This is a genomic window from Acidovorax sp. Q11 (genome assembly GCF_054950075.1).
In genome coordinates this window covers 41,959-63,470 of record NZ_JBUDZG010000025.1, presented here as the reverse complement: position 1 = coordinate 63,470, position 21,512 = coordinate 41,959, and the positions used below count along the sequence as shown (strand labels likewise).

Annotated in this window: 21 protein-coding genes; 3 read left to right on the top strand and 18 right to left on the bottom strand. The window is 64.8% G+C overall.

Translation table 11 applies throughout. From position 1 onward, the window contains the following. The 3 genes from ACYZGB_RS17625 to ACYZGB_RS17615 form a co-directional block, all read left to right on the top strand. Positions 1-395, top strand: a 395-nt coding sequence (locus ACYZGB_RS17625) for an IS30 family transposase (RefSeq protein ID WP_462390153.1), incomplete at its 5' end; no start/stop codon positions are given. A 432-nt stretch (positions 396-827) separates the two neighbouring features. Beyond that, on the top strand, positions 828-1,232 hold the full coding sequence (locus ACYZGB_RS17620; protein ID WP_462390151.1) for a hypothetical protein: 405 nt from the start codon (positions 828-830) through the stop codon (positions 1,230-1,232). Positions 1,233-1,281: 49 nt separating this feature from the next. After that, complete coding sequence (locus ACYZGB_RS17615; protein WP_462390149.1) at positions 1,282-2,367, top strand: DUF72 domain-containing protein; 1,086 nt, start codon at positions 1,282-1,284, stop codon at positions 2,365-2,367. A 123-nt stretch (positions 2,368-2,490) separates the two neighbouring features. Here ACYZGB_RS17615 and ACYZGB_RS17610 read toward each other — a convergent pair whose 3' ends face one another. The 18 genes from ACYZGB_RS17610 to ACYZGB_RS17525 form a co-directional block, all read right to left on the bottom strand. Beyond that, complete coding sequence (locus tag ACYZGB_RS17610; RefSeq protein WP_462390147.1) at positions 2,491-3,531, bottom strand: GGDEF domain-containing protein; 1,041 nt, start codon at positions 3,529-3,531, stop codon at positions 2,491-2,493. 180 nt (positions 3,532-3,711) lie between these two features. Then, a complete protein-coding gene (locus tag ACYZGB_RS17605; protein WP_462390146.1) occupies positions 3,712-4,302 on the bottom strand; it encodes a methylated-DNA--[protein]-cysteine S-methyltransferase in 591 nt (196 codons plus the stop codon). A 50-nt stretch (positions 4,303-4,352) separates the two neighbouring features. After that, positions 4,353-5,258, bottom strand: a complete 906-nt coding sequence (locus tag ACYZGB_RS17600) for an SDR family oxidoreductase (protein ID WP_462390144.1) — start codon at positions 5,256-5,258, stop codon at positions 4,353-4,355. A gap of 160 nt (positions 5,259-5,418) precedes the next feature. Next, positions 5,419-6,351, bottom strand: a complete 933-nt coding sequence (locus ACYZGB_RS17595) for a glutathione S-transferase family protein (RefSeq protein WP_462390142.1) — start codon at positions 6,349-6,351, stop codon at positions 5,419-5,421. A gap of 29 nt (positions 6,352-6,380) precedes the next feature. After that, positions 6,381-8,042 carry an isovaleryl-CoA dehydrogenase gene (locus ACYZGB_RS17590; protein WP_462390140.1) on the bottom strand — a complete coding sequence of 554 codons (1,662 nt, stop codon included), beginning with the start codon at positions 8,040-8,042 and terminating at the stop codon, positions 6,381-6,383. Between the two features lie 9 nt (positions 8,043-8,051). Then, positions 8,052-8,516 (bottom strand): GNAT family N-acetyltransferase, encoded by a 465-nt coding sequence (locus tag ACYZGB_RS17585; protein WP_462390138.1) that lies wholly within the window; start codon positions 8,514-8,516, stop codon positions 8,052-8,054. Beyond that, a complete protein-coding gene (locus ACYZGB_RS17580; RefSeq protein WP_462390136.1) occupies positions 8,516-9,532 on the bottom strand; it encodes an NADP-dependent oxidoreductase in 1,017 nt (338 codons plus the stop codon). The genes ACYZGB_RS17585 and ACYZGB_RS17580 overlap by 1 nt, the downstream gene beginning before the upstream one ends. A gap of 96 nt (positions 9,533-9,628) precedes the next feature. Beyond that, positions 9,629-10,060, bottom strand: a complete 432-nt coding sequence (locus ACYZGB_RS17575) for a PaaI family thioesterase (protein ID WP_108617928.1) — start codon at positions 10,058-10,060, stop codon at positions 9,629-9,631. Positions 10,061-10,211: 151 nt separating this feature from the next. Further along, a complete protein-coding gene (locus ACYZGB_RS17570) occupies positions 10,212-11,003 on the bottom strand; it encodes an SDR family oxidoreductase (protein ID WP_462390135.1) in 792 nt (263 codons plus the stop codon). Between the two features lie 159 nt (positions 11,004-11,162). Then, positions 11,163-11,363 carry a hypothetical protein gene (locus ACYZGB_RS17565; RefSeq protein ID WP_462390133.1) on the bottom strand — a complete coding sequence of 67 codons (201 nt, stop codon included), beginning with the start codon at positions 11,361-11,363 and terminating at the stop codon, positions 11,163-11,165. 2 nt (positions 11,364-11,365) lie between these two features. Further along, the gene (locus ACYZGB_RS17560; protein WP_462390132.1) at positions 11,366-13,225 is read right to left on the bottom strand and encodes an acyl-CoA dehydrogenase; all 1,860 of its coding nucleotides are present in this window, start codon (positions 13,223-13,225) and stop codon (positions 11,366-11,368) included. A 51-nt stretch (positions 13,226-13,276) separates the two neighbouring features. Beyond that, complete coding sequence (locus tag ACYZGB_RS17555) at positions 13,277-13,750, bottom strand: hypothetical protein (RefSeq protein WP_462390130.1); 474 nt, start codon at positions 13,748-13,750, stop codon at positions 13,277-13,279. A gap of 307 nt (positions 13,751-14,057) precedes the next feature. After that, positions 14,058-15,233 carry an acetyl-CoA C-acyltransferase gene (locus ACYZGB_RS17550; protein WP_063460505.1) on the bottom strand — a complete coding sequence of 392 codons (1,176 nt, stop codon included), beginning with the start codon at positions 15,231-15,233 and terminating at the stop codon, positions 14,058-14,060. Positions 15,234-15,273: 40 nt separating this feature from the next. Then, complete coding sequence (locus ACYZGB_RS17545) at positions 15,274-17,373, bottom strand: 3-hydroxyacyl-CoA dehydrogenase NAD-binding domain-containing protein (protein WP_462390129.1); 2,100 nt, start codon at positions 17,371-17,373, stop codon at positions 15,274-15,276. 333 nt (positions 17,374-17,706) lie between these two features. Beyond that, positions 17,707-18,402, bottom strand: a complete 696-nt coding sequence (locus ACYZGB_RS17540; RefSeq protein ID WP_462390128.1) for an ABC transporter ATP-binding protein — start codon at positions 18,400-18,402, stop codon at positions 17,707-17,709. Between the two features lies 1 nt (position 18,403). Next, positions 18,404-19,189 carry an ABC transporter ATP-binding protein gene (locus ACYZGB_RS17535; RefSeq protein WP_063460508.1) on the bottom strand — a complete coding sequence of 262 codons (786 nt, stop codon included), beginning with the start codon at positions 19,187-19,189 and terminating at the stop codon, positions 18,404-18,406. Between the two features lie 2 nt (positions 19,190-19,191). Continuing rightward, positions 19,192-20,514 (bottom strand): branched-chain amino acid ABC transporter permease, encoded by a 1,323-nt coding sequence (locus ACYZGB_RS17530; protein ID WP_462390125.1) that lies wholly within the window; start codon positions 20,512-20,514, stop codon positions 19,192-19,194. Between the two features lie 4 nt (positions 20,515-20,518). Further along, on the bottom strand, positions 20,519-21,472 hold the full coding sequence (locus tag ACYZGB_RS17525) for a branched-chain amino acid ABC transporter permease (RefSeq protein ID WP_063460510.1): 954 nt from the start codon (positions 21,470-21,472) through the stop codon (positions 20,519-20,521). Between the last annotated feature and the right edge of the window lie 40 nt (positions 21,473-21,512).

Genomic DNA, 21,512 nt, shown 5'->3' with positions numbered 1-21,512 from the left:
GCAAGATGCCTGACGCATCCGCAGACAGTGCGCTGGCCGCGTTCACCAACAAGCTGCGCCAGATTGCACAGCCGATGCGCCAGACGCTCACCTACGACCAGGGCAAGGAGATGGCCCGGCACAAGGAACTCGCCCAAGCCCTTGGCATGCGGGTGTACTTTTGTGATCCGCACAGCCCTTGGCAAAAAGGCAGTTGTGAGAATACGAATGGGCTGCTGCGCCAGCTCATGCCCAAGGGCTCAGACCTGAGCGTGCATGACCAGGATGCGCTGGACTCCATGGCCGATCTGATGAACAACCGTCCTCGCCAGACGCTCGGCTGGGATTCTCCCTATCAGGCTTTCCAGCAATTCATGACGACCATTGCTGAGAAGAGCTCCGCTACCATTCATTGAATATCAACCAGCGGTGTTGCACTTCAGATTTGAGACCGCCCAGGGATTCTCTACACGAATCGAGCGGTAAGTTTGCGCTGCGGATCGAGAGGGGCTGCAAGGCGAAAAACGCAGCAGTAGCCGTAGCTATTGCGAGTATTTGCAACGCCGCAGACCGCCCGAGACCGCAAATACACGCGGTGCGGTGAGTCGTGCAGAGGGTCCCTGGCGTCATTGGCATTCCATCTCGGTGTGCGGCGCACTGTATGGAAACCTTCAGCAACCGGTCAATAGAACCAGGTCCGCTGAGTTGTAATGTTGTGTATCTCTCACCCTGCACACCGCAGCAATCCGCGAAACCCTACCCGCTGTTGCCCCTTCGCTCCTTAGTTCCATACCAGCTCGCCCGACTCCCTAGAATGCACTGCACTCCTCTGCAGCCCACACCGCACCATGCCCGCCCTCCCCTTCCCCATCCGCACCGAATGCCCCCCAGGCACCTGCGTGTGCGACCGGGATGCGCTGATGCAAACACCGGGCGGGGATGTGCGCATACTGATGCTCACGCGCACCGAAGAAAAAAAGATGCTGGACCGGCTCGAAAACCTGGCCAGCCTGGCGGACCTGCGCAAGATGCAGGAACGCATGGAGCAGCAGTTGGGCATCCGCCTGTCGATCACCCAAAGCCCGCACGAGGTGCGCAGCCTGCGGGGCATTGCGATCCTGGTGCATGAGCAGCCGGGGCTGTGCCGCAAGACGCGGCAGGCCATTCCGGCGGCCATCAAGAAGAGCATGGATGCGCAGCCGCAGATCACGTTTGACCTGCTGGACGAGAGCGGGTTGTTTGGCGGTTCGTAGCAGGCCCACTGGCTACGCCCTCCCCGGCCCCATGGCTGATTGACTGCGCATGCAAGACGATCTTTTTGGTGACGCGTTGCCCAAGCCCTCAGCGGAGGGGGCTGCAGCGCAGGCGCCTCTCTCTCAACGCCCGGCCCCAAAGGAAGCCCCCCCTGCACGGCGCCCTCGGTCTGGCACGGTGGCCCCCATCGCTTGCGACGATGCGCTGACAACCCTGGCGGCTGCCTTGCCTGAGCGGCTGCGCCTGGGCACGTCGTCCTGGACCTACCCGGGATGGAAAGGGCTGGTGTGGGAGGGCGAGCATTCCGACGCGCAACTCTCCAAACAAGGCTTGGCCGTGTACGCGCAGCACCCGCTGATGCGCACGGTGAGCATTGACCGCAGCTTTTACCGCCCGCTCACGGTGAGCCAGTTCGAACGCTATGCGTCACAGGTGCCCGACGACTTCCGGTTTGTGGTGAAGGCGCCCAGCGTGGTGACAGATGCGCTGGTGCGCAGCGAGGATGGCCGGGGCCGCCAGCCCAACCCGGCGTTCTTGAGCCCCGAGCTGGCGCGCAGCGAGTGTGTGGAGCCCGCTCTGCAGGGCCTGGGGCACAAGCTGGGCGCGCTGGTGTTCCAGCTCAGCCCGCTGCCGCTGGCACAGCTGGACCGCATGCCGATGCTGCTGGAGCGCCTGCGCACCATGCTGCTCGCCCTGCCCGCACTCGCGCCCACGGCGCCCGATGGGGTGATTGCGGTGGAGGTGCGCGACCCCGAATGGCTGACCCCAGACTTTGCCGCCGTGCTGCGCGAGGCGGGCGCCACCTACTGCCTGGGCCTGCACGCCAAGATGCCACCGCTGCAGGCCCAGCTGCCCATGCTGCGCGCACTGTGGCCCGGGCCCGTGGTGTGCCGCTGGAACCTGAACCCGGTGCATGGGCCCTATGGCTACGAAGAAGCAGAGCGGCTGTACGAACCCTACGACCGGCTGCACCACCCGGACCTGGAGACGCGGGCGGCGCTGGCGGCAGTGATTGCGGGCATCACGGGCCGGGGGCAAAACGCGCTGGTGACCATCAGCAACCATGCCGAGGGCTGCGCGCCGCTGACGGTGCGGGGGGTGGCGGAAGAGGTCGTGAAGCTGGGGGCGCAGTAGGCACTGCTAGCTGCACGGATTCGGAGCCCAAACGCGGCTTACGGATTCGCACTCAATGATTCAATACCGTTCGGGCTGAGCCCGCTCTGTGAGTGCAAAGAGGCGTCAAGAGGCGCCAGCGCATCACGCAGGCGCCAGCTCGATGCGGTTGCGCCCACCCTGTTTGGCGCGGTACATGGCGCGGTCGGCGCGGCGCACCAGCTCTTCGGGCAACTGGTCGCGCTGGGGCTGCAGGCTGGCCACGCCAAAGCTCACGGTGACGATGCCGTGGGGCGCGCCCTCGTGGGGCAGCGCCAGTTGGTGGATGGCCTCTTGCACATGGCGCGCCACCTCGGCGGCGGCGGCCAGGTCGGCGCCGGGCAGCAGCACCACAAACTCCTCGCCACCAAAACGTGCGGCCAGTTCGCCCTCGCGCCGCGCGCCCACCTGCGCCAGCGTGGTGGCCAGGGTGCGCAGGCAGGCGTCCCCCGCCAGGTGGCCGTAGTGGTCGTTGAAGTGCTTGAACACGTCCACATCCAGCAGGATGAGCGCCAGCGGCGCGGCCGCCCGCTGGGCCCGCGCCCATTCGCGCGCCAGGGCGTCGTCGAAATGGCGGCGGTTGGCAATGCCGGTGAGGCCATCGGTATTGCTCAGCAGCTCCAGGCGGTGGTTGACCTGGGCCAGGGCCTGGGTGCGCTCGGCCACCAGTGCCTCCAGCTCACGGTTGTGCTGGCGCAGCTCTTCGATGGGGTAGACCTCGTCGCCCTGGGCGGTGCCGTAGGGGATAGAGACACTCACATGCACGATCTTCCAGTCGCCAGAGTCCTGGCCCGCACCGGCCTCGCGGCGGAACAGTACAACCTTGCGCGCGGTTTCGCGGGCAAAAAGTGCGTCGGGGATGGGCAGGTGGATGTGGAAGAAGGCGGTGGCGGCCAGCAGGTCTGCGCCCAGGTCCTGGGTGAACAGGTCCATCATCTCGATCACGATGGGCTGGGGCACCTGCAAAAAATCCTGCCGCGTGGTCTCCACCCAATCGGCGCGGGTCTTCACCAGCCTGTCGCTGCTGCCCGAGAAGCCGCTGAAGTTCTCGCTGAAGCGGTCCAGCAGCCGCAGGTCGCGCGCGGCGTACATCGCGATGTACTCGTCAAAGAGCATGCGGGTGAGTCGCTCGCGTTCCGATGACATGCGGTGGGGTCCTCGTCGGGTACTGGGAATGCGTCGAACGGGTTGCACCGCCCCAGCTGTCGTCGCGCAGCTCTGCAGCGGATGGTGCCTTCTGAAATCTCTGTTTTGAATGTAACACCTGCCTCGCGCAGCGGAAACTACGGAACTTCCCTGCACCGCCCCTGCCCGGCAGGGTCAGCATCAGCCTCTGGGCGCGAACAGCGCCAGGGTCTCGTGGGCGAAAGCGCCCTCGATGTCGAGCATGCGCATCTTGGTGGCCGCACCACCACCGGCCGAGAAACCGCCCGCCCGGCCATTGGCCGCCAGGATGCGGTGGCAAGGCACCACGGGAGCAAACGGGTTGTGGCCCAGCGCCTGGCCCACGGCGCGGGCGGCGCCGGGTTCGCCCAGTGCTGCGGCCATTTCGCCATAGGTCATGGTCTTGCCGGGCGGGATGCGACGGGCCAGTTCGTATACGCGGGCGTTGAAGGGCGGCACGGTGTCGAGGGCAAGGGGCACGTCACACAAATCGTCGTGTGCCCCCCGCAGCAGAGCCGCCACGCGCGCGGCCCAGGCGGCCACCGGGGGTGGCATCGTGCATTCGGCCAGTTGCGGAAACCGACGCTGCATGCGGGCTAGCGTCTGGGTCTCGCCCGCGTCCTCGGGCAGTTGCACGCCCACCAGCAGCGCCCCCTGCCAGGCCATGCCACAGTGGCCGATGGCCGTGGGGAACAGGGCATAGCCGCTGGCTGCGCCCTGTTCCCCGGAGGTGGTGGGTGCCTGCAATGACATATGCTATATATTTAATAGCAACAAAAGCATATGGATAGCGCGGAGAGCGCCTATTCAGCCCTCAAAGCCGCACGCAGCTGCGCGCCCACCTCGGGCTTGCCTGCAAACGGGTCGGTGGGGTTGCGGCCCAGCATGACATCTTCCATGCGCGTCTGCACCGAGGCGATGGCCTTGGGGTGGCTGTAGATGTAGAACTGGCCTTGCGCGGCAGCGTCGAACACCTTCTGCGCCACGTCGGCCGCCGTGACCTTGCCGCTGGCCACGGCCTTGTCGTTCATGGCCTGGCCGATGAGCTGGCTCTTGGTGGGCTTGCCGGCCGCCATGTCCTGCGGGCGGTTGCGGTGGCTCTGGCTGATGCCGGTGGGCACAAAGAAGGGGCACAACACGCTGGCCGTGACCTGGTCGGTGACCAGCGACAAATCCTGGTGCAGCGTCTCCGACAGGCTCACCACCGCGTGCTTGCTCACGTTGTAGACACCCATGTTGGGCGCATCGACCAGGCCCGCCATGCTGGCGGTGTTGACGATGTGGCCGCGCCAGGCGGGGTCGGCCTTGGCCGCTGCCAACATCATGGGCGTGAACAGGCGCACGCCGTGCACCACGCCCCACAGGTTCACGCCCAGCACCCATTCCCAGTCTTTGACCGAGTTCTCCCACACCAGGCCGCCCGCGCCCACGCCCGCGTTGTTGAAGACCAGGTGCGGCGCGCCAAAGCGCTGCAGCACGTCGGCCGCCAGCTGTTCCATCTGCGCAGCGTTCGATACATCCACCTTGCGCGCCAGCACCTGCACGCCTGCAGCCTGCGCCTCGGCGGCAGCGGCGTCGAGTGCGTCCTGCTGCACATCGACCAGCACCAGGTTCATGCCCAGGCGCGCGCCGATGCGCGCGCATTCGAGGCCGAAGCCCGAGCCTGCGCCGGTGAGTACGGCGGTTTTGCCGGCAAAGTTGTCGATCATGTTTTTTGTCTCCTTGATATCGTTGGTTTTTACAGCGTCGGTCAAAACTGGCGGTGCACAGGCCAGAGCCGCCGAGCAAGAGCCGCCCCGCAGTGAGGGCGTCGTCCCTCTTCCCGAATTGCGTCAGCAATTCGAGAGAAGGGGGAAGCGGCGCAGCCGCTCAGGGGGATGCTCTTAAAACATAGCCAATGCGGGGGAAATGCACATGCACAGTGCCTGCACGCGGGTCGGTGCGGCGCAGGGTGTAGCGGGTGCGGGTGGCGGCGATGAGTTCGCCCTCGGTGGGTTCGGTGCCAAAGCTCTCGGCGGCAATGGCCACATGGCTGCCCAGCGGGATGCCGTGTTCGTCCTGGAACAGGTCGTCCATCAGGGGCAGAGGGTCCATGCCCGCAGCCACGGTGACGGCGTCTTGCGCGCTGAACTTTTCCATGCGGCCATGGCCCAGGGCGGCCATGCGGTCCATCCACTCCAGCACGGCGGGCGTGGCGGCAAAGATGTCGGCCATCACCGGCACGCACTGGCGCGTGAACCACAGCGGGTGGTAGGCCGCAAAGTCGGCCAGGCAGGGCTCGGCGCCAAACAGAAAGTCGTGTTCTTCGGCCATGTGGGCGATGCGGCGCAGGTACGAGCGGTAGGCCGCAGTCGCATCGGCCGGGCGCAGGCGCTGCATGCCCGCGCTCATCTCGCGGCGGTCTTCACCAAAGGCCTGGGCAGCAGCGGGTGGCAGGTTGGCAAACATGGCGGCGGCGCCCTTGGGCTGCAGGTTGTAGGCCATGGCGGCCCAGAACAGCGTGGTGTCGGCCCACTGCGCAAACACGCGCGACACGCCCTTGAGGTGCGGTGGGTAGAGCACCGGCTCGGGCTGCTCGTGCTCCAGCACATCGCAGATCAAGGCGGAGTCGCAATAGATGTCCGCACCGATCTGCAAGAACGGCGTCTTGCGGTAGCCACCCGTGAGCGCCACCACGTCGGGCTTGGGCATGATGCTGGGGATGATCACGGACTTCCAGGCCAGCTGCTTGTAGCCCAGCGCGAGCCGGATTTTTTCGGAGAACGGGGACGAGGGGTAGTGGTGCAGGATCAGGTGGGACATGGGGTTCTCCGCAAATTCTGTGGGGTGAGTCAGGCCGGAAGTGCGCGGGCCAGGATGGCGTCCAGGTCCACGCCCGCACCCAACGTGCCAAAGCTGTAGCCCCAGTCACCACCCAGGCGCGAATCGCAGAACGCGCTGAACACGGCGCTGGGCGCGCTGCGGTACAGCAGCGCGGCCTGCACGGCCAGGGCCACGTCCTGCGCCAGGCGGCGGGCCTCGGCCTCAGTGGTCATGGCGTCCACACGCAGCGGCAGCGCGCTGGCCATGCGGTCGAGCGCGGGGTGGGCGCCGCGTGCGGGGGCCAGCTCGTCGGCCAGGGCCGCAGCCGTGTCGGCACGGCGCACGGCGCGCAGCAAATCCAGCGCCATGATGTTGCCCGCGCCTTCCCAGATGGAGTTGAGCGGCATCTCGCGGTAGATGCGGGCCATGGTGCCTTCACCGCCCTCTTCCACATAGCCGTTGCCGCCCAGGCATTCCATGGCCTCTTGCGCAAACGCGCTGCCGCGCTTGCAAACCCAGAACTTGGCGACGGGCGTGAGCAGGCGGGCTATTACCGCTTCATGCTCGTTCGTGTCCTTCTTGTCGAAGGCGCTGGCAAGCCGCAGGGACAAGGCGGTGGCCGCTTCGCTTTCCAGCGCCAGATCGGCCAGCACGTTGCGCATGAGTGGCTGCTCGATGAGCTTCTTGCCAAACGCCGAGCGCTGGCGCGTGTGGTGCAGCGCAATGCCCAGCGCCTGGCGCATGAGGCCGCTGGTGCCCAGGGCGCAGTCCAGGCGCGTCATGGTGCCCATCTCCAGGATCTGCGCCACGCCCCGGCCCTCCTCGCCCACGCGCCAGGCCGTGGCGCCGATGAACTCGACCTCGGAGCTGGCGTTGGCGTGGTTGCCCAGCTTGTCTTTCAGGCGCTGGATGCGGATCGCATTGACCGTGTCATCTGGCAGCACACGCGGCAGGAAAAAGCAGGTGAGCCCGCCGGGCGCCTGCGCAAGGATTAGGAACGCATCGCACATGGGTGCCGAGAAGAACCATTTGTGGCCGGTGATGCGGTAACGCGGGCCCCAGGCGTCGCTGCCATCGGGCACCGCCTGCGTGGTGTTGGCACGCACGTCCGATCCGCCCTGCTTCTCGGTCATGCCCATGCCCATGGTGAGCGCGGATTTCTGCGAGAACAGCGCCAGGCGCGGGTCGTACTGCGTGCTCGCCAATCCCTTGCTCCAATCCGCCCATACCGCTGAATTGCCTCGCAATGCCGGGGTGACGGCGTAGCTCATCGACACGGGGCACAGCACCGAGGGTTCGGCTTCGGTGAACAACATGAAGCCTGCGGCCCGCTCGATGTGCGCGTGGCCCGTGTCCTGGCGCGACCAGGACGTGGCATGCAGGCCGTGGCGCAGCGCGGCGCCGATGAGGGCGTGGTAGCTGGGGTGGAACTCAAGCACATCCGTGCGATGGCCAAAGCGGTCGTGTGTGCGCAGCTGCGGCTTGTAAGTGTTGGCCAGCCGCGCATGGGCCTGCATCTCGGCCGAGCCCATCTCCGCACCCAGCGCCGTCAGGCCCGCCAGCGGCAGGTCGGGGGCATGCAGGCGCAACGCGTCCTGCAAGGGCTGGTTGGTGGTGAAGAGGTTGGCATCGGCCCAGGGCGTGCTCTGGTTGAACACGTCATGGGTGGCGGCAAGACTGGCAGCGGTCATGGCGGCTCCTCAGGCGGCGGGGCTGTCACCCCGCCTCAGCATTTCAACGTGCGGGATATCGTCTTCCAGGTATTCGTCGGACACGGCCTCAAAGCCCAGGCTGCCGTAGAAGCCCTGCAGATGGGCCTGCGCGCTGATGCGGATGCCCCGGCCGGGCCAGGCCTGGGCGCAGCGGGCAATGCCCTCTTGCATCAACGCCCTGCCCGTGCCGTTGCCTCGCGCTTCCTTGGCGGTGACGACGCGGCCAATGGAGGGCTCGGGGTAGTTCACGCCCGGGTCCACCACGCGCAGACAGGCCTGCGCCACCCCGGCCTCGTCGTATCCCAGCAGGTGGTAGGACTGCTTGTCCGCCCCGTCCGGGTCCTGGTAGGGGCCCTGCTCCAGGATGAACACCTTGCAGCGCAGCGCCAGCGCATCGTGCAGGGCGTGCACGCCCAGGTCTTCAAAGCGGGCCCAGGTCCACGTCAGCATCATCAGATCAGCTTGACCAGTTGCTTGCCAAAGTTCTTGCCCTTGAGCAGGCCCAGGAAGGCTTCGGGCGCGGCGGCAATGCCATGGGCAACCGTTTCGCGCGGGCGCAGCTTGCCGGTGCCCACCAGGGTGCCCAGCTCCTTCAGCGCCTCGGGCCAGACTTCCATGTGTTCGCTGACGATGAAGCCTTCGATCTTCATGCGGTTGATGAGCATGAGCGCAGGGTTGGCCATGGGCAGCGGTGCACCGTCGTAGCCCGCGATCATCCCGCACAGGGCCACGCGGCTGAAGGCGTTCATGCGCAGCATCACGGCGTCCATGATCCAGCCGCCCACGTTCTCGAAGTAGCCGTCGATGCCGTTGGGGCAGGCTTCCTTCAAGGCCTTGGACATGGCTTTGACATCGCTGTGTTCCTTGTAGTCGATGCAGGCGTCAAAGCCCAGTTCGTCCACGGCGTATTTGCACTTGTCGGCCCCACCCGCAATGCCCACCGCGCGGCAACCCCGGGCCTTGGCCAAGGCGGCAAAGGCGCTGCCCACGGCGCCGGTGGCAGCGCTCACCACCACGGTGTCACCCGCCTTGGGGGCAATGATCTTGACCAGGCCGTACCAGGCCGTCACGCCCGGCATGCCCACGGCGCCCAGGTAGTGCGACAGCGGCACATGGGTCGTATCGACCTTGCGCAGCGCGCCGGGCTGCTCGGCATTGACCACGCTGTACTCCTGCCAGCCGCCCATGCCCACCACCTTGTCGCCCACGGCGTACTTGGGGTGCTTGCTTTCGGCCACCTCGCCCACGGTGCCGCCGATCATGACTTCGCCCAGCGCCTGCGACGCCGCATAGCTCTTGCTCTCGTTCATGCGGCCGCGCATGTACGGGTCCAGGCTCAGGAAGTGGTGGCGCACCAGCACTTCACCGTCCTTGAGTTCGGGGGTATCCACCGCCACCAGCTTGAAGTTGCTGGCCACGGCCTCGCCGTGGGGGCGGTTGTCGAGAACGATTTGTTGGTTGCGTGGCATGAGAGGCTCCTTCAGAGTGAAATTACTATCAATTTAATAGCTACAAGCGCTTATCCATTGCGCGGAAACGGCCATTTTTATTCAAAAATGGAGGACTCAATCGGTGGAAATCACCTTGAGCCCATTGGTGCTGCGGTTGTCCACCGGCAAGCGCCGCACGTACTTGAACGTGCCCGTGGCATGGCTGCAGATGCGGCCCTGCGCGTCGTACACCGTTCCCTCGGTAAACGCCATGGTGGCCGTGCGGTGGATGAGCCGCCCCTTGGCCACGAGCGGTCCACGCGCGGGTTGCATGAAGCTGGTCTTCATCTCGATGGTGACCACGCCCATGTCCGGCGTCTCGCTGCGCGCGGCCGTGGCCATGGTCACATCCAGCAAGGTCATCGACGCACCGCCATGGGTCACGTCAAACGAGTTCAGGTGCTCGGGTTTGGCTTCGTAGCGCAGCTCGGACTCGCCACCTTCCATGCGGTGCAGCGTGAAGCCGAGGTGGCTGACAAAAGGGATTTCGACACCAAAACTTTTCACGGCATGTCCTCAGTACACAAACTCAAAACTGGCGCGGCCCCACCAGGGCAGCCTAGCAAGGGCCGCCCCGCAGCGAGGGCTGCGTCCCCCTTCCCGAAACGCGCAGCGATTCGAGAGAAGGGGGAAGGCGCAAAGCGCCTCAGGGGGATGATCATCCTCCCGTAACGATGCTCACGCCCCCATCCACCGCCAGCCACTGGCCGGTGATGTGTTTGCCCGCGTCGGATGCGTACAGCGCGCACAGGCCCTTCAAGTCCTCGTCATCGCCCAGGCGGCCCAGCGGAGCGTGCGCAGCCAGCGCTTCCTCGCCCATCGCCTTGAGCGTCCCCACCGTCATCTTGCTCGGGAAGAAGCCCGGGCAGATCGCATTGACGCGGATGTTGTACGCGCCCCATTCGGCGGCCAGCGCGCGCGTGAAGTTGATCACTGCGCCCTTGGAGGTGTTGTAGGCAATGGTGTTCATGCCCTTGGGGTTGCCGCCCAGGCCGGCGATGGACGCCACGTTGATGATGCTGCCGCTGCGGCGGCCAATCATGCTGTGCTTGGCGATGTGCTGGCTGAGGATGAAGTAGCCGCGCACGTTCAGGTTCATCACCTTGTCCCAGGCTTCCACCGGGTGGTCTTCAGCGGGCGCGCCCCAGGCGGCACCCGCGTTGTTGATGAGGATGTCCACATGGCCCAGGCGCTCCAGGGTTTCATCGGCCAGGCGGCGGATGTCGGCTTCGTTCGCGCAGTCGGCGGCGATCCAGCGGGCGTCGATGCCTGCGGCCTGCAACTCGGCGGTGGCTTCTTCCAGGTCGGACGCCTTGCGCGAGCTGAGCATGATCTTGGCGCCTGCTTCGCCCAGCGCATGCGCCAGTTGCAGGCCCAGGCCGCGCGAGCCACCGGTCACAAGGGCGGTCTTGCCGGTCAGGTCAAACAGTTGTTGGATGGTGCGTGTCATGGTGTCTCGTCTCCTTGGGTTTATCGGAACATTCTCGGCGCCGATCGTCAACCGGGCCGGTGTTTGCAGCAGCCATTGTGCGGCGCAACGCGGGGCCATTGTGTCGCCCCGGTGTCGGCGCCACTTTGGCACAGCTTCGGCGCCACTTCGGCAGCAAGCTCAGTCTGTTTTCAGGCGCGAGCGCACGGCAATCAGCACCACGCCCGCGGCGGCCGCCAGGCCACCGCCCAGCACCAGGCTCCAGCCCAGGGCGGCATCGCTGCGCTCCGTGGCCAGGCCCAGCACCAGCGTAAGCAGGCCGCCGTAGATGAGCACCCAGATCAGCTTGTGCAGTCGCTGCAATGTATGGGGCGCAGCCATGGTCAGAAAGCGTCCTCGGGAAAGCTCGCGCAGGTGGCATCGCGCGTGCTCACCACCTGCAGCCAGGCGCCGATTTTGGGCAGCTCGTAGTGGAAGAAGTAGCGCATGGAGCCCATGCGGCCCACACTGGCGGGCTGCGCCAGTGCGGCATCATCTGCCAGCGTGGCCAAGGCCAGGTCCAGCCACACCCAGGCCAGCACCGTATGGCCAAAGGCCTGCATGTAGGGCACGGCATTGGCCAGTGCATCGGCGGGCTGGCCCGTGGCCCAGGCGGCCTTGGTGGCCGCGCCCACCTGCTGCAGCGCCGCGCCCAGTGCGTTGGCATGGGCCGCCAGTGCGGGCACCTGGATCGCACGTTCGATGGTGGCGTTGATGCGCCCGGCCAGCAGTTGCAGGCCGCGCCCGCCTTCCATCAGCACCTTGCGGCCCAGCAGGTCCATGGCCTGGATGCCATGCGTGCCCTCGTGGATCATGTTCAGGCGGTTGTCGCGCCAGTACTGCTCCACCGGGAAGTCGCGCGTATAGCCGTAGCCACCGTGGATCTGGATGGCCAGTGAATTGGCCTCCAGGCAGAACTCGCTGGGCCAGCTCTTGGCGATGGGCGTGAGCACTTCGAGCAGCAGGCGCGCTTCATCGGCGGCTGCAGCGTCGCCCGTGTGCTGCTCGTCCACCAGCTTGGCGCAAAACAGGTTGAGCGCCAGCGCACCTTCGCCATACGACTTCTGGGCCAGCAGCATGCGCTTCACATCCGCGTGTTCGATGATGCGCACCTGGGGTTGGGCAGCGTCCTTGACCACGGCCGCAGCGCCCGCCGCATCCTTGGGGCCCTGCACCGGGCGGCCCTGCGGCCGGTTCTTCGCGTAGTCCAGGCTGGCGTAGTAACCCGCCAGGCCGAGCATGGTGGCCGCCATGCCGATGCCGATGCGCGCCTCATTCATCATGTGGAACATGCAGTGCAGGCCCTTGCCGGGCTGGCCCACCAGGTAGCCCACGGCACCTGCCTGGCCGTCCACCGGAAACTTGCCTTCCCCAAAGTTGAGCAAGGTGTTGGTGGTGCCACGCCAGCCCAGCTTGTGGTTCAGGCCCGCCAGCGCCACATCGTTGCGCGCGCCGGTGAGCTGGCCCTGGGAATCCACCATCTTCTTGGGCACGATGAACAGCGAGATGCCCTTGGTGCCGGGCACCAGCTTGCCGTCAGGCCCGGGGATCTTGGCCAGCACCAGGTGCACGATGTTCTCGGTGAGCTCGTGGTCGCCCGAGCTGATCCACATCTTGTTGCCCGTGAGGCGGTAGCGCGGGCCCAGCGGGTCGGATTCGAAACCAGCCCCGTCGGGCACTGCCCGCGTGGCAACGTCCGACAGCGACGAGCCCGCCTGGGGTTCGGACAAACACATGGTGCCCGACCAGCGGCCATTGAATTCATTGAGTGCAAACACCTCTTTCTGCAGCGCCGTGCCATGCGCCATCAGCAGGTTGGCATTGCCCGAGGTGAGCAGGTTGGAGCCGATGCTGATGGAGGCCACCGCAAAGAAGCTGTTGGCCGCCGCCTCCACCGTGTAGGGCAGCTGCATACCGCCAATCTCGTAGTCCTGCGCGGCTGACAGCAGGCCGGATTCTGCGTAGGCCTTGCGGGCCTCATACGTCGCCTGGGGCAGGATGACCTTTTCGCCGTCGAAATGCGGCTCTTCGGTGTCTACCGTGCGGTTGAAGGGGGCGTATTTCTCGCGGGCGATGCGCTCGCAGGTGTCGAGCACCGCATCGAAGGTTTCACGCGAATGGTCGGCAAAGCGCGTGCGGGCCGGAAGGGCCTCGGCACCCAGCCAGTCATAGAGCAGGAAATCGAGCGTGGAACGCAAGGTCATGGGGTCTCCTTGTTGCTGGCATGCCCGGGCTCCTCCTGCTCTGCGCGAGGATCAGCGTGCGGGCAGCACGATGTTCTTGAAACACCAGAACTCCATGTCCAAATCGGGCCTGGGCTGGCAGCTGGCCTCTCCCAGTTGCAGGCGCGTGGCACCTGCGGGGAGCGGCGGGAAAGTGATCTTCAGAAACTTGCTGCGGCCGGGTTTGACCACATCCATCTTCACATTGCACAGCGTCAGCCCCCCAATGGACTGCTGCTGCAGCACCGTGCCACTGCCCAGGTCCTTGAGGGTGAAGGCGTCCGGCGAGCCCGTGGGCTGCGCGCAGGCCTCGAAGGCCTCGTTGGTGCTGTTCTTCACCAGCAGCGTGACGCGGGTCTGCTTGGCATCGGCCACCACCTCCTGCAGCACCACGTCCGGGTCGGACTCCAGCGGCAGCTGAAGCTTGAAGCTCTGGGCATGGGCACTGCATGCCACAGCGAGGGCGGACAGTGCAGTAACAAGGCGAAGGGAGGACGTGCAACGCATGGGAGGTACCGTGTGGGGAAAGAAGGGAATGGAGCCGTGGACCGGGCACCGCGCTGGGCGGCGACCGCGCCGGATTCTGCCCGCGCAACCACTGCCCACAGGCACTGACCGAATTCCACAAGGCAACAATTTGTAGCCTGTTGTCCTTCCCCCTCCCCTCATGGCCCCTGGCCGCAGTCACCCGGCCACCAGGGGCCTCACACCCAAAAAGGGCAGACCGCGAACATCCGGTACAGAACACCACCTGCGCGCACCGGACAGACCTCGGGCGAGGCCCTGCCGGTGGCGAGCCCGGGTGCCGCCGGGGTCAGAACACCTCGAAAATGCCCGCAGCGCCCATGCCGCCGCCGATGCACATGGTCACGCACACGCGCTTGGCGCCACGGCGCTTGCCTTCGATGAGCGCATGGCCCGTGAGGCGCTGGCCCGACACACCATAGGGGTGGCCCAGGGCGATGGCGCCGCCGTTCACGTTCAGGCGGTCAGCCGGAATGCCCAGCTTGTCGCGGCAGTACAGCACCTGCACGGCAAAGGCTTCGTTCAGCTCCCACAGGTCGATGTCTTCCACCTTCAGGCCCAGCTTCTTCAGCACCTTTGGCACGGCGAACACGGGGCCAATGCCCATTTCATCGGGCTCGCAACCGGCCACCGCAAAGCCGAGGAAACGGCCCAGGGGCTTGAGGCCCTTCTTGCTGGCGTAGTCTTCGCTGGTCAGCACGCAGGCACCGGCGCCGTCTGAGAACTGGCTGGCGTTGCCGGCCGAGATCAGGCCGCCAGGCAGCGCCGAGCGCAGGCCACTGATGGCCTCCACCGTCGTGCCTTCGCGCGTGCCTTCGTCCTTGCTCACCGTCACTTGCTTGGTGATCAGGCCCAGCGTCTTGTCGGCCACACCGGCCGTCACCGTGATGGGGGCGATTTCTGCGTCAAACAGGCCGTTGGCCTGCGCAGCGCAGGCCTTTTGCTGGCTGCCCGCGCCATATTCGTCCATGGCTTCGCGGCCGATGTTGTAGCGCTTGGCCACCTGCTCGGCGGTCTGCAGCATGCTCCAGTAGATCTCGGGCTTTTGCTTGGCCAGGGCCAGGTCCTGGATCATGTGCAGGTTCATCTCCTGCTGCACGCAGGAGATGCTCTCGACACCACCGGCCACGAACACATCGGCTTCGCCAGCGATGATGCGCTGGGCGGCCATGGCAATGGTCTGCAGGCCTGAGGAGCAGAAGCGGTTGACGGTAACGCCGGAAGCCGTGATGGGCAGGCCTGCCTTCAGAGCGATCTGGCGCGCGATGTTGCTGCCGGTGGCGCCTTCGGGCGTGGCACAACCCATGATGACGTCGTCTACGTCAGCGCCATCGATACCAGCGCGCTGTACGGCGTGCTGCACGGCATGGCCGCCCAGGGTGGCGCCATGCGTCATGTTGAACGAACCCTTCCAGCTCTTGGCGAGCGGCGTGCGGGCGGTGGAAACAATCACTGCGGAGGTCATGTGAATTCCTTTGATTCTGTAGAGGGGTGCACGCGGCTATTTACTGGAAGGCCTTGCCTTCGGCGGCCAGCTTGGCCAGCAGCGGAGCGGGCTTCCAGAACGCTGCGTCATCCAGCGGGTTCTTGGCAAAACGGTCCATGGCCTGCACCACGTTGAACAGACCCACTTCGCTGGCGTAGTGCATGGGGCCGCCACGGTGGATGGGGAAGCCGTAGCCGGTCAGGTACACCATGTCGATGTCGCCGGACTTGCTGGCAATGCCGTCTTCCAGGATGTGCGCGCCTTCGTTGACCAGTGCGAACACCAGGCGCTGCACGATTTCTTCGTCCGAAATCTTGCGCGGCGTGATGCCCAGCTCCTTGCGATGGTCTTCGATCATCTTGTTGACCAGGTCGCTCGGGATCGCGTCGCGCTTGCCGGCCTGGTAGTCGTACCAGCCTGCGCCGGTCTTCTGGCCGAAGCGGCCCAGTTCACACAGCTTATCGGCGGTGCGGCTGTACTTCATGTCGGCACGTTCGACGGAGCGGCGCTTGCGGATGGCCCAGCCAATGTCGTTGCCCGCCAGGTCGCCCATGCGGAACGGGCCCATGGCGAAACCGAACTTCTCGACAGCCTTGTCCACCTGCTGGGGGGTGCAGCCTTCGTCCAGCAGGAAGCCAGCCTGGCGGCTGTATTGCTCGATCATGCGGTTGCCGATAAAGCCATCGCACACGCCAGAGACCACCGAGGTCTTCTTGATCTTCTTGCCGATGGCCATCACCGTGGCCAGCACGTCCTTGGCGGTCTCCTTGCCACGCACCACTTCCAGCAACTTCATCACGTTGGCGGGGCTGAAGAAGTGCATGCCCACCACGTCCTGCGGGCGCTTGGTAAACGCTGCGATCTTGTCCACGTCCAGCGTGGAGGTGTTAGAAGCCAGAATGGCGCCGGGCTTGGCCACAGCGTCGAGTTGCTTGAACACGGCTTCCTTGACGCCCATTTCTTCAAACACGGCTTCGATGATGAGGTCGCAGTCCTTGAAGTCGTCGTAGCTCAGCGTGGTGCTCAACAGGGCCATGCGCTGCTCGTACTTGTCTTGCTTGAGCTTGCCCTTCTTGACCTGGGCTTCGTAGTTCTTCTTGATCGTGGCCACGCCGCGATCCAGGGCTTCCTGCTTCATCTCCAGAATCTTGACGGGGATGCCTGCGTTCAGGAAGTTCATGGAAATGCCGCCGCCCATGGTGCCCGCGCCAATCACACCGACCAGCTTGATGTCGCGCTTGGGGGTGTCGGATGCGACATCAGGGATTTTGCTCGCCGCACGCTCGGCCATGAACAGGTGGCGCAATGCACGCGACTCGGGCGTCCACATCAGGTTGATGAAGATCTCGCGCTCGACCAGCATGCCTTCGGCAAACTTCTTCTTGGTGGCCGCTTCGACCGCGTCCACGCACTTGGCGGGCGCGGGGAAATTCTTGGCCATGCCCTTGACCATGTTGCGCGCGAACTGGAAGTACGCGTCGCCTTCGGGGTGCTTGCAGGGGAAGTTGCGCACCAGGGGCAGCGGGCGGGCATCGGCCACGCTCTGGGCAAACGCCAGGGCTTCTGCGCCCAGCGACTCGGCCGAAGCGGCCATCTTGTCAAACAGCTTCTGGCCGGGCACGGCACCGATCATTTCGCTCTTGACCGGCTCGCCGCTCACGATGAGGTTGAGCGCAGCTTCGACACCAATCACGCGTGGCAGGCGCTGCGTGCCGCCCGCGCCGGGGATCAGGCCCAGCTTGACTTCTGGCAGTGCAATCGAGCAGCCAGGCGCCGCAATGCGGTAGTGGCAGCCCAGGGCCAGCTCCAGCCCGCCGCCCATGGCGACGCTGTGCATGGCAGCCACGACGGGCTTGGCCGAGTTTTCAATGGCGGCAATCACCGACAGCAGATTGGGTTCTTGCAGCGACTTGTCGGTGCCGAACTCCTTGATGTCGGCGCCGCCAGAGAACGCACCACCGGCACCGGTGATCACGATGGACGTGACCGCTGCATCGGCATTGGCACGGCCAAGGCCGTCCACGATGCCCTGGCGGGTCGCCAGACCGAGTCCGTTGACGGGAGGGTTGGCCATGGTGATCACGGCAACGGAGCCGTGGACTTTGTATTCAGCGGTCATGGTGCTGTTGTTCCTTGGAAAGTGAAAAAGAACGATCGTGCGTTTTTATTGTAGAGACTTCAAACCAGTTTGGCGTGTCAATTTGTCCCGGGCGGGACAAGGGGGTTTCAGACATTCGCTGAAGAGCACACTCCGACAGGCAAAAAAAAGAGGCACCACCGAAGACAGGGCACCTCTGCAGATCGACGTGGGAGCAGCTTCTCAGGCTTCACCATGACCGCAGTCGGTGAAACTGGCGCGCCGCAGGTCAGCGCCCCCGCGCAAGTGCCGCCCCGCCGCGCTGGGGCGTCCCCCCCATGGGGGGAAGGCGCCGCCAGGCGACTCAGGGGGGCTTCACACCTCAAGCCATTCCTTGCGGATGTAGTTGTCGGCCCGCAGGCTGTCCGGCGTGCCCTGGAACACGATGGAGCCGTGGCCCATCACCAGTGCGCGGTCTGAGATCTTCATCGCGATGGTCAGCTTCTGCTCGATCAGCAACACGGAAATGCCGCGCGACTTGATGGTCTGCAGGTACTGCCCCACCAGCTCCACGATCTTGGGAGCCAGACCCTCGGTGGGCTCGTCGATGATGATGAGGTCAGGGTCACCCATGAGCGTGCGGCAAAGGGTCAGCATCTGCTGCTCGCCACCCGACATCACGCCCGCCTCGGTGTGCTGGCGCTCTTTAAGGCGCGGGAACATCTCGTACATGTCGTCAAACGACCAGCGGCTGTTCTTGCCGCTGCCCTTCTGGCCCAACATCAGATTCTGGTGCACCGTGAGGTTGGGGAACACGTCGCGGCTTTCCGGCACGTAGCCCACCCCCAGGTGGGCGATCTCGTAGGCCTTCTTGCCGTTGAGGGCCTGCCCCTTCCAGTTCAGTGTGCCCTCCCAGTCCACCAGGCCCATGATGGCCTTGGCTGTGGTGGAGCGGCCCGAGCCGTTGCGCCCCAGCAGGGCCACGATTTCACCGGGTTGCACGTCAAAGGTCACGCCATGCAGCACATGGCTTTTGCCGTAGTAGGCGTGGAGATTCTCGATTTTCAGCATGTCAGTGTCCCGCCCCTTGCTCGTCTGCAACGACCGAGCCCAGATAGGCCTCCTGCACGCGCTGGTTGGCGCGCACTTTTTCGGGTGTATCGAAAGCAATCACTTCGCCATACACCACCACGGCAATCTTGTCGGCCAGGCCAAACACCACGCCCATGTCGTGCTCCACCGTGAGCAGCGTGCGGCCCTCGGTCACCTCCTTGATGAGGTGGATGAAGCGGGTGGTTTCGGTCTTACTCATGCCGGCTGTGGGTTCGTCCAGCAGGATCACGTTGGCCCCGCCCGCGATGGTGATGCCGATCTCCAGCGCGCGCTGCTCGGCGTAGGTGAGATTCATCGCCAGCGTGTCGCGCTTCTTGTCGAGCTTGATCATCTCCATGAGCTGCTTGGCGCGCTCGTTGGCATCGTGCAGGTTCGACAGGAAACGCAGGAACGTGTACTTGTAGCCCATGCTCCAGAGCACGCCACAGCGCAGGTTCTCGAACACGCTCAGCTTGGGGAAGATGTTCGTGATCTGGAAGCTGCGAGACAACCCCCGGCGATTGATCTCGTACGGCGCCATGCCATTGATGCGCTGGCCGTTCAGGATCACGTCTCCGCTGGTGGGCGCAAAGCGTCCGCTGATCAGATTGAACAGCGTGGACTTGCCAGCACCATTGGGGCCGATGATGGCCACCCGCTCGCCAGGGGCCACCGCGAGGTTGGCACCACGGATGATCTCCGTCTTGCCAAAACTCTTGCGCAGGTCGCGCAGTTCGAGCGCGTATGTTGCGTTGTCAGCCGCCATGGTTACACCGCCTCCCCGCGCTTGATTTCATGTTCTATTTCTTCCTGGATCTTGCCCCACTGGTGCACAAACTGGCGGCGGCAAAGCTCGAAGAGGCCAAAGCCCGTCACCATCACGAAGATGGCACCAAACCAGCTGGCAAAGCCCTTGGCATTGAGCGTTGCGCCCAGGAACGTCAGCTCGGAGCCCAGCGCTGCATTGAGCTGCAGGTGGTAAGTCATCTCGATCATGCAGGCCGCGCCCAGCACCCCCACCAAGGCAGTACCGCCCAGGCCCAGGTACGACGTCCAGAGCTGGCGCAGCTTGCCAAACTTGGCCAGGCGCAGGTTCATCATGATCAGGCTGGCCACGCCGCCGGGCGCATACATCACCATGAACAGGAACACCAGGCCCAGGTACAGCAGCCAGGCCTTGGACAGCTCGGACAGCAGCACAGAAGCCAGCACCAGCAGCACGGCACCAATGATGGGACCGAAGAAGAAGGTGGCACCGCCCAGGAAGGTGAACAGCAGGTAGCCACCCGAGCGCACCACGTTCAGGCTGTCGGCACCCGTCACGATCTCGAAATTGATCGTGGCCAGGCCACCGCCGACGCCCGCGAAGAAGCCCGCAATGATGAATGCAAAGTAGCGCACGCGCTGCGTGTTGTAGCCGATGAACTCCACGCGCTCGGGGTTGTCGCGCACGGCATTCAGGATGCGGCCCAGCGGGGTGCCGGTGAACGCAAACATCGCTGCCGTGCAAACGAAGCAGTACACGGCAATCAGGTAGTACACCTGGATTGCTGGCCCGAAGCTGATGCCGAAGAACGACTGGCCGTAGACACGATCGGTGGTGATGCCGCCTTCGCCCCCGAAGAACTCGGGGAACATCAGCGCCATCGAAGCCACAAGCTCGCCAATACCCAGCGTGATCATGGCAAACGTGGTGCCCGACTTCTTGGTAGTGACAAAACCCAGCAGGATGGCAAAAAACGCCCCGGCCAGGCCACCCACGATGGGGATGAGCACCAGCGGAATGTTGAAGCTGCCCTTGCCCGCCATGTTCATCGCATGTATGGCGATGAACGAACCGAGCCCGGTGTAGACCGCATGGCCGAAGCTCAGCATGCCCCCTTGCCCCAGCAGCATGTTGTAGGACAGGCAGATGATGATGAGGTAGCCGATCTGCGAAAGCATGGTCAGCGCCAGGCTGCTGCGAAACAGCATGGGCGCAACGATCAAGGCAATCGCAAACAGCGACCAGATGACGATCCGCCCGACATTCCAGGGCTTGAACCGGTAGTGCGCCGTGGCGCTTGAAGCAGTGTTGGTCATCGAATTCATGGCATCAGTCCTCCCGGGTGCCCAGCAGGCCCTTGGGGCGGAAGATCAGGATCAGCACGAGGAACAGGTAAGGCAGGATGGGTGCGACCTGGGAAATCGTGAGCTTGAGCAATGGGTAGCCAAAGGTCTGGTCGGTGACCGCCACGCCCACTGCCTTGAAGACGTGGATCAGCGAGTAGTCGAGCGCCACCGCAAAGGTCTGCACCACACCGATCAGCAGCGAGGCGATGAAAGCCCCTGCCAGCGAACCCATGCCCCCCACAACCACCACCACGAAGATGATGGAGCCGACGGACGCCGCCATGGCGGGCTCGGTCACATAGGTGTTGCCACCGATCACGCCTGCCAGCCCCGCCAGCGCAGCGCCACCGCCGAACACCAGCATGAAAACGCGCGGCACGTTGTGGCCCAGCGCTTCCACCATCTCGGGGTACTTGAGAGCGGCCTGGATCACCAGACCAATGCGTGTGCGCGTCAGCAGCAGCCACACGGACACCAGCATCAGCAGGGCCACCAGCATCACAAACGACCGCGACTTGGGGAACTGCGTGCCATACAACGAGAACAGCGGGCCTTGCAGCTGTTCAGGCAGGCCATAAGGCACCGTGGAGCGGCCCCAGACCAGTTGCACTACTTCCAGGATCAGGTAAGAGAGCCCGAAGGTGACCAGCAGCTCTGGCACATGGCCAAACTTGTGCACGCGGCGCAGTGCGTAACGCTCGAACGCGGCCCCGAGCACAAACACCGCCAGCGGCGCCAGCACCAGCGCAGGCCAGAAGCCCACCACCCCGGAGATGGTGAAGGCGAAATAGGCACCCAGCATGTAGAAGCTGGTGTGTGCGAAGTTGAGCACGCCCATCATGCTGAAGATCAGCGTGAGGCCGGAACTCAGCATGAACAGCAGGAGCCCGTAGCTCACGCCGTTCAGCAAAGAGATCACGAAAAACTCAGGATTCATTGGAATTTTTCACTGCAGGGGTAAAAAAAAGGCCCGAGCC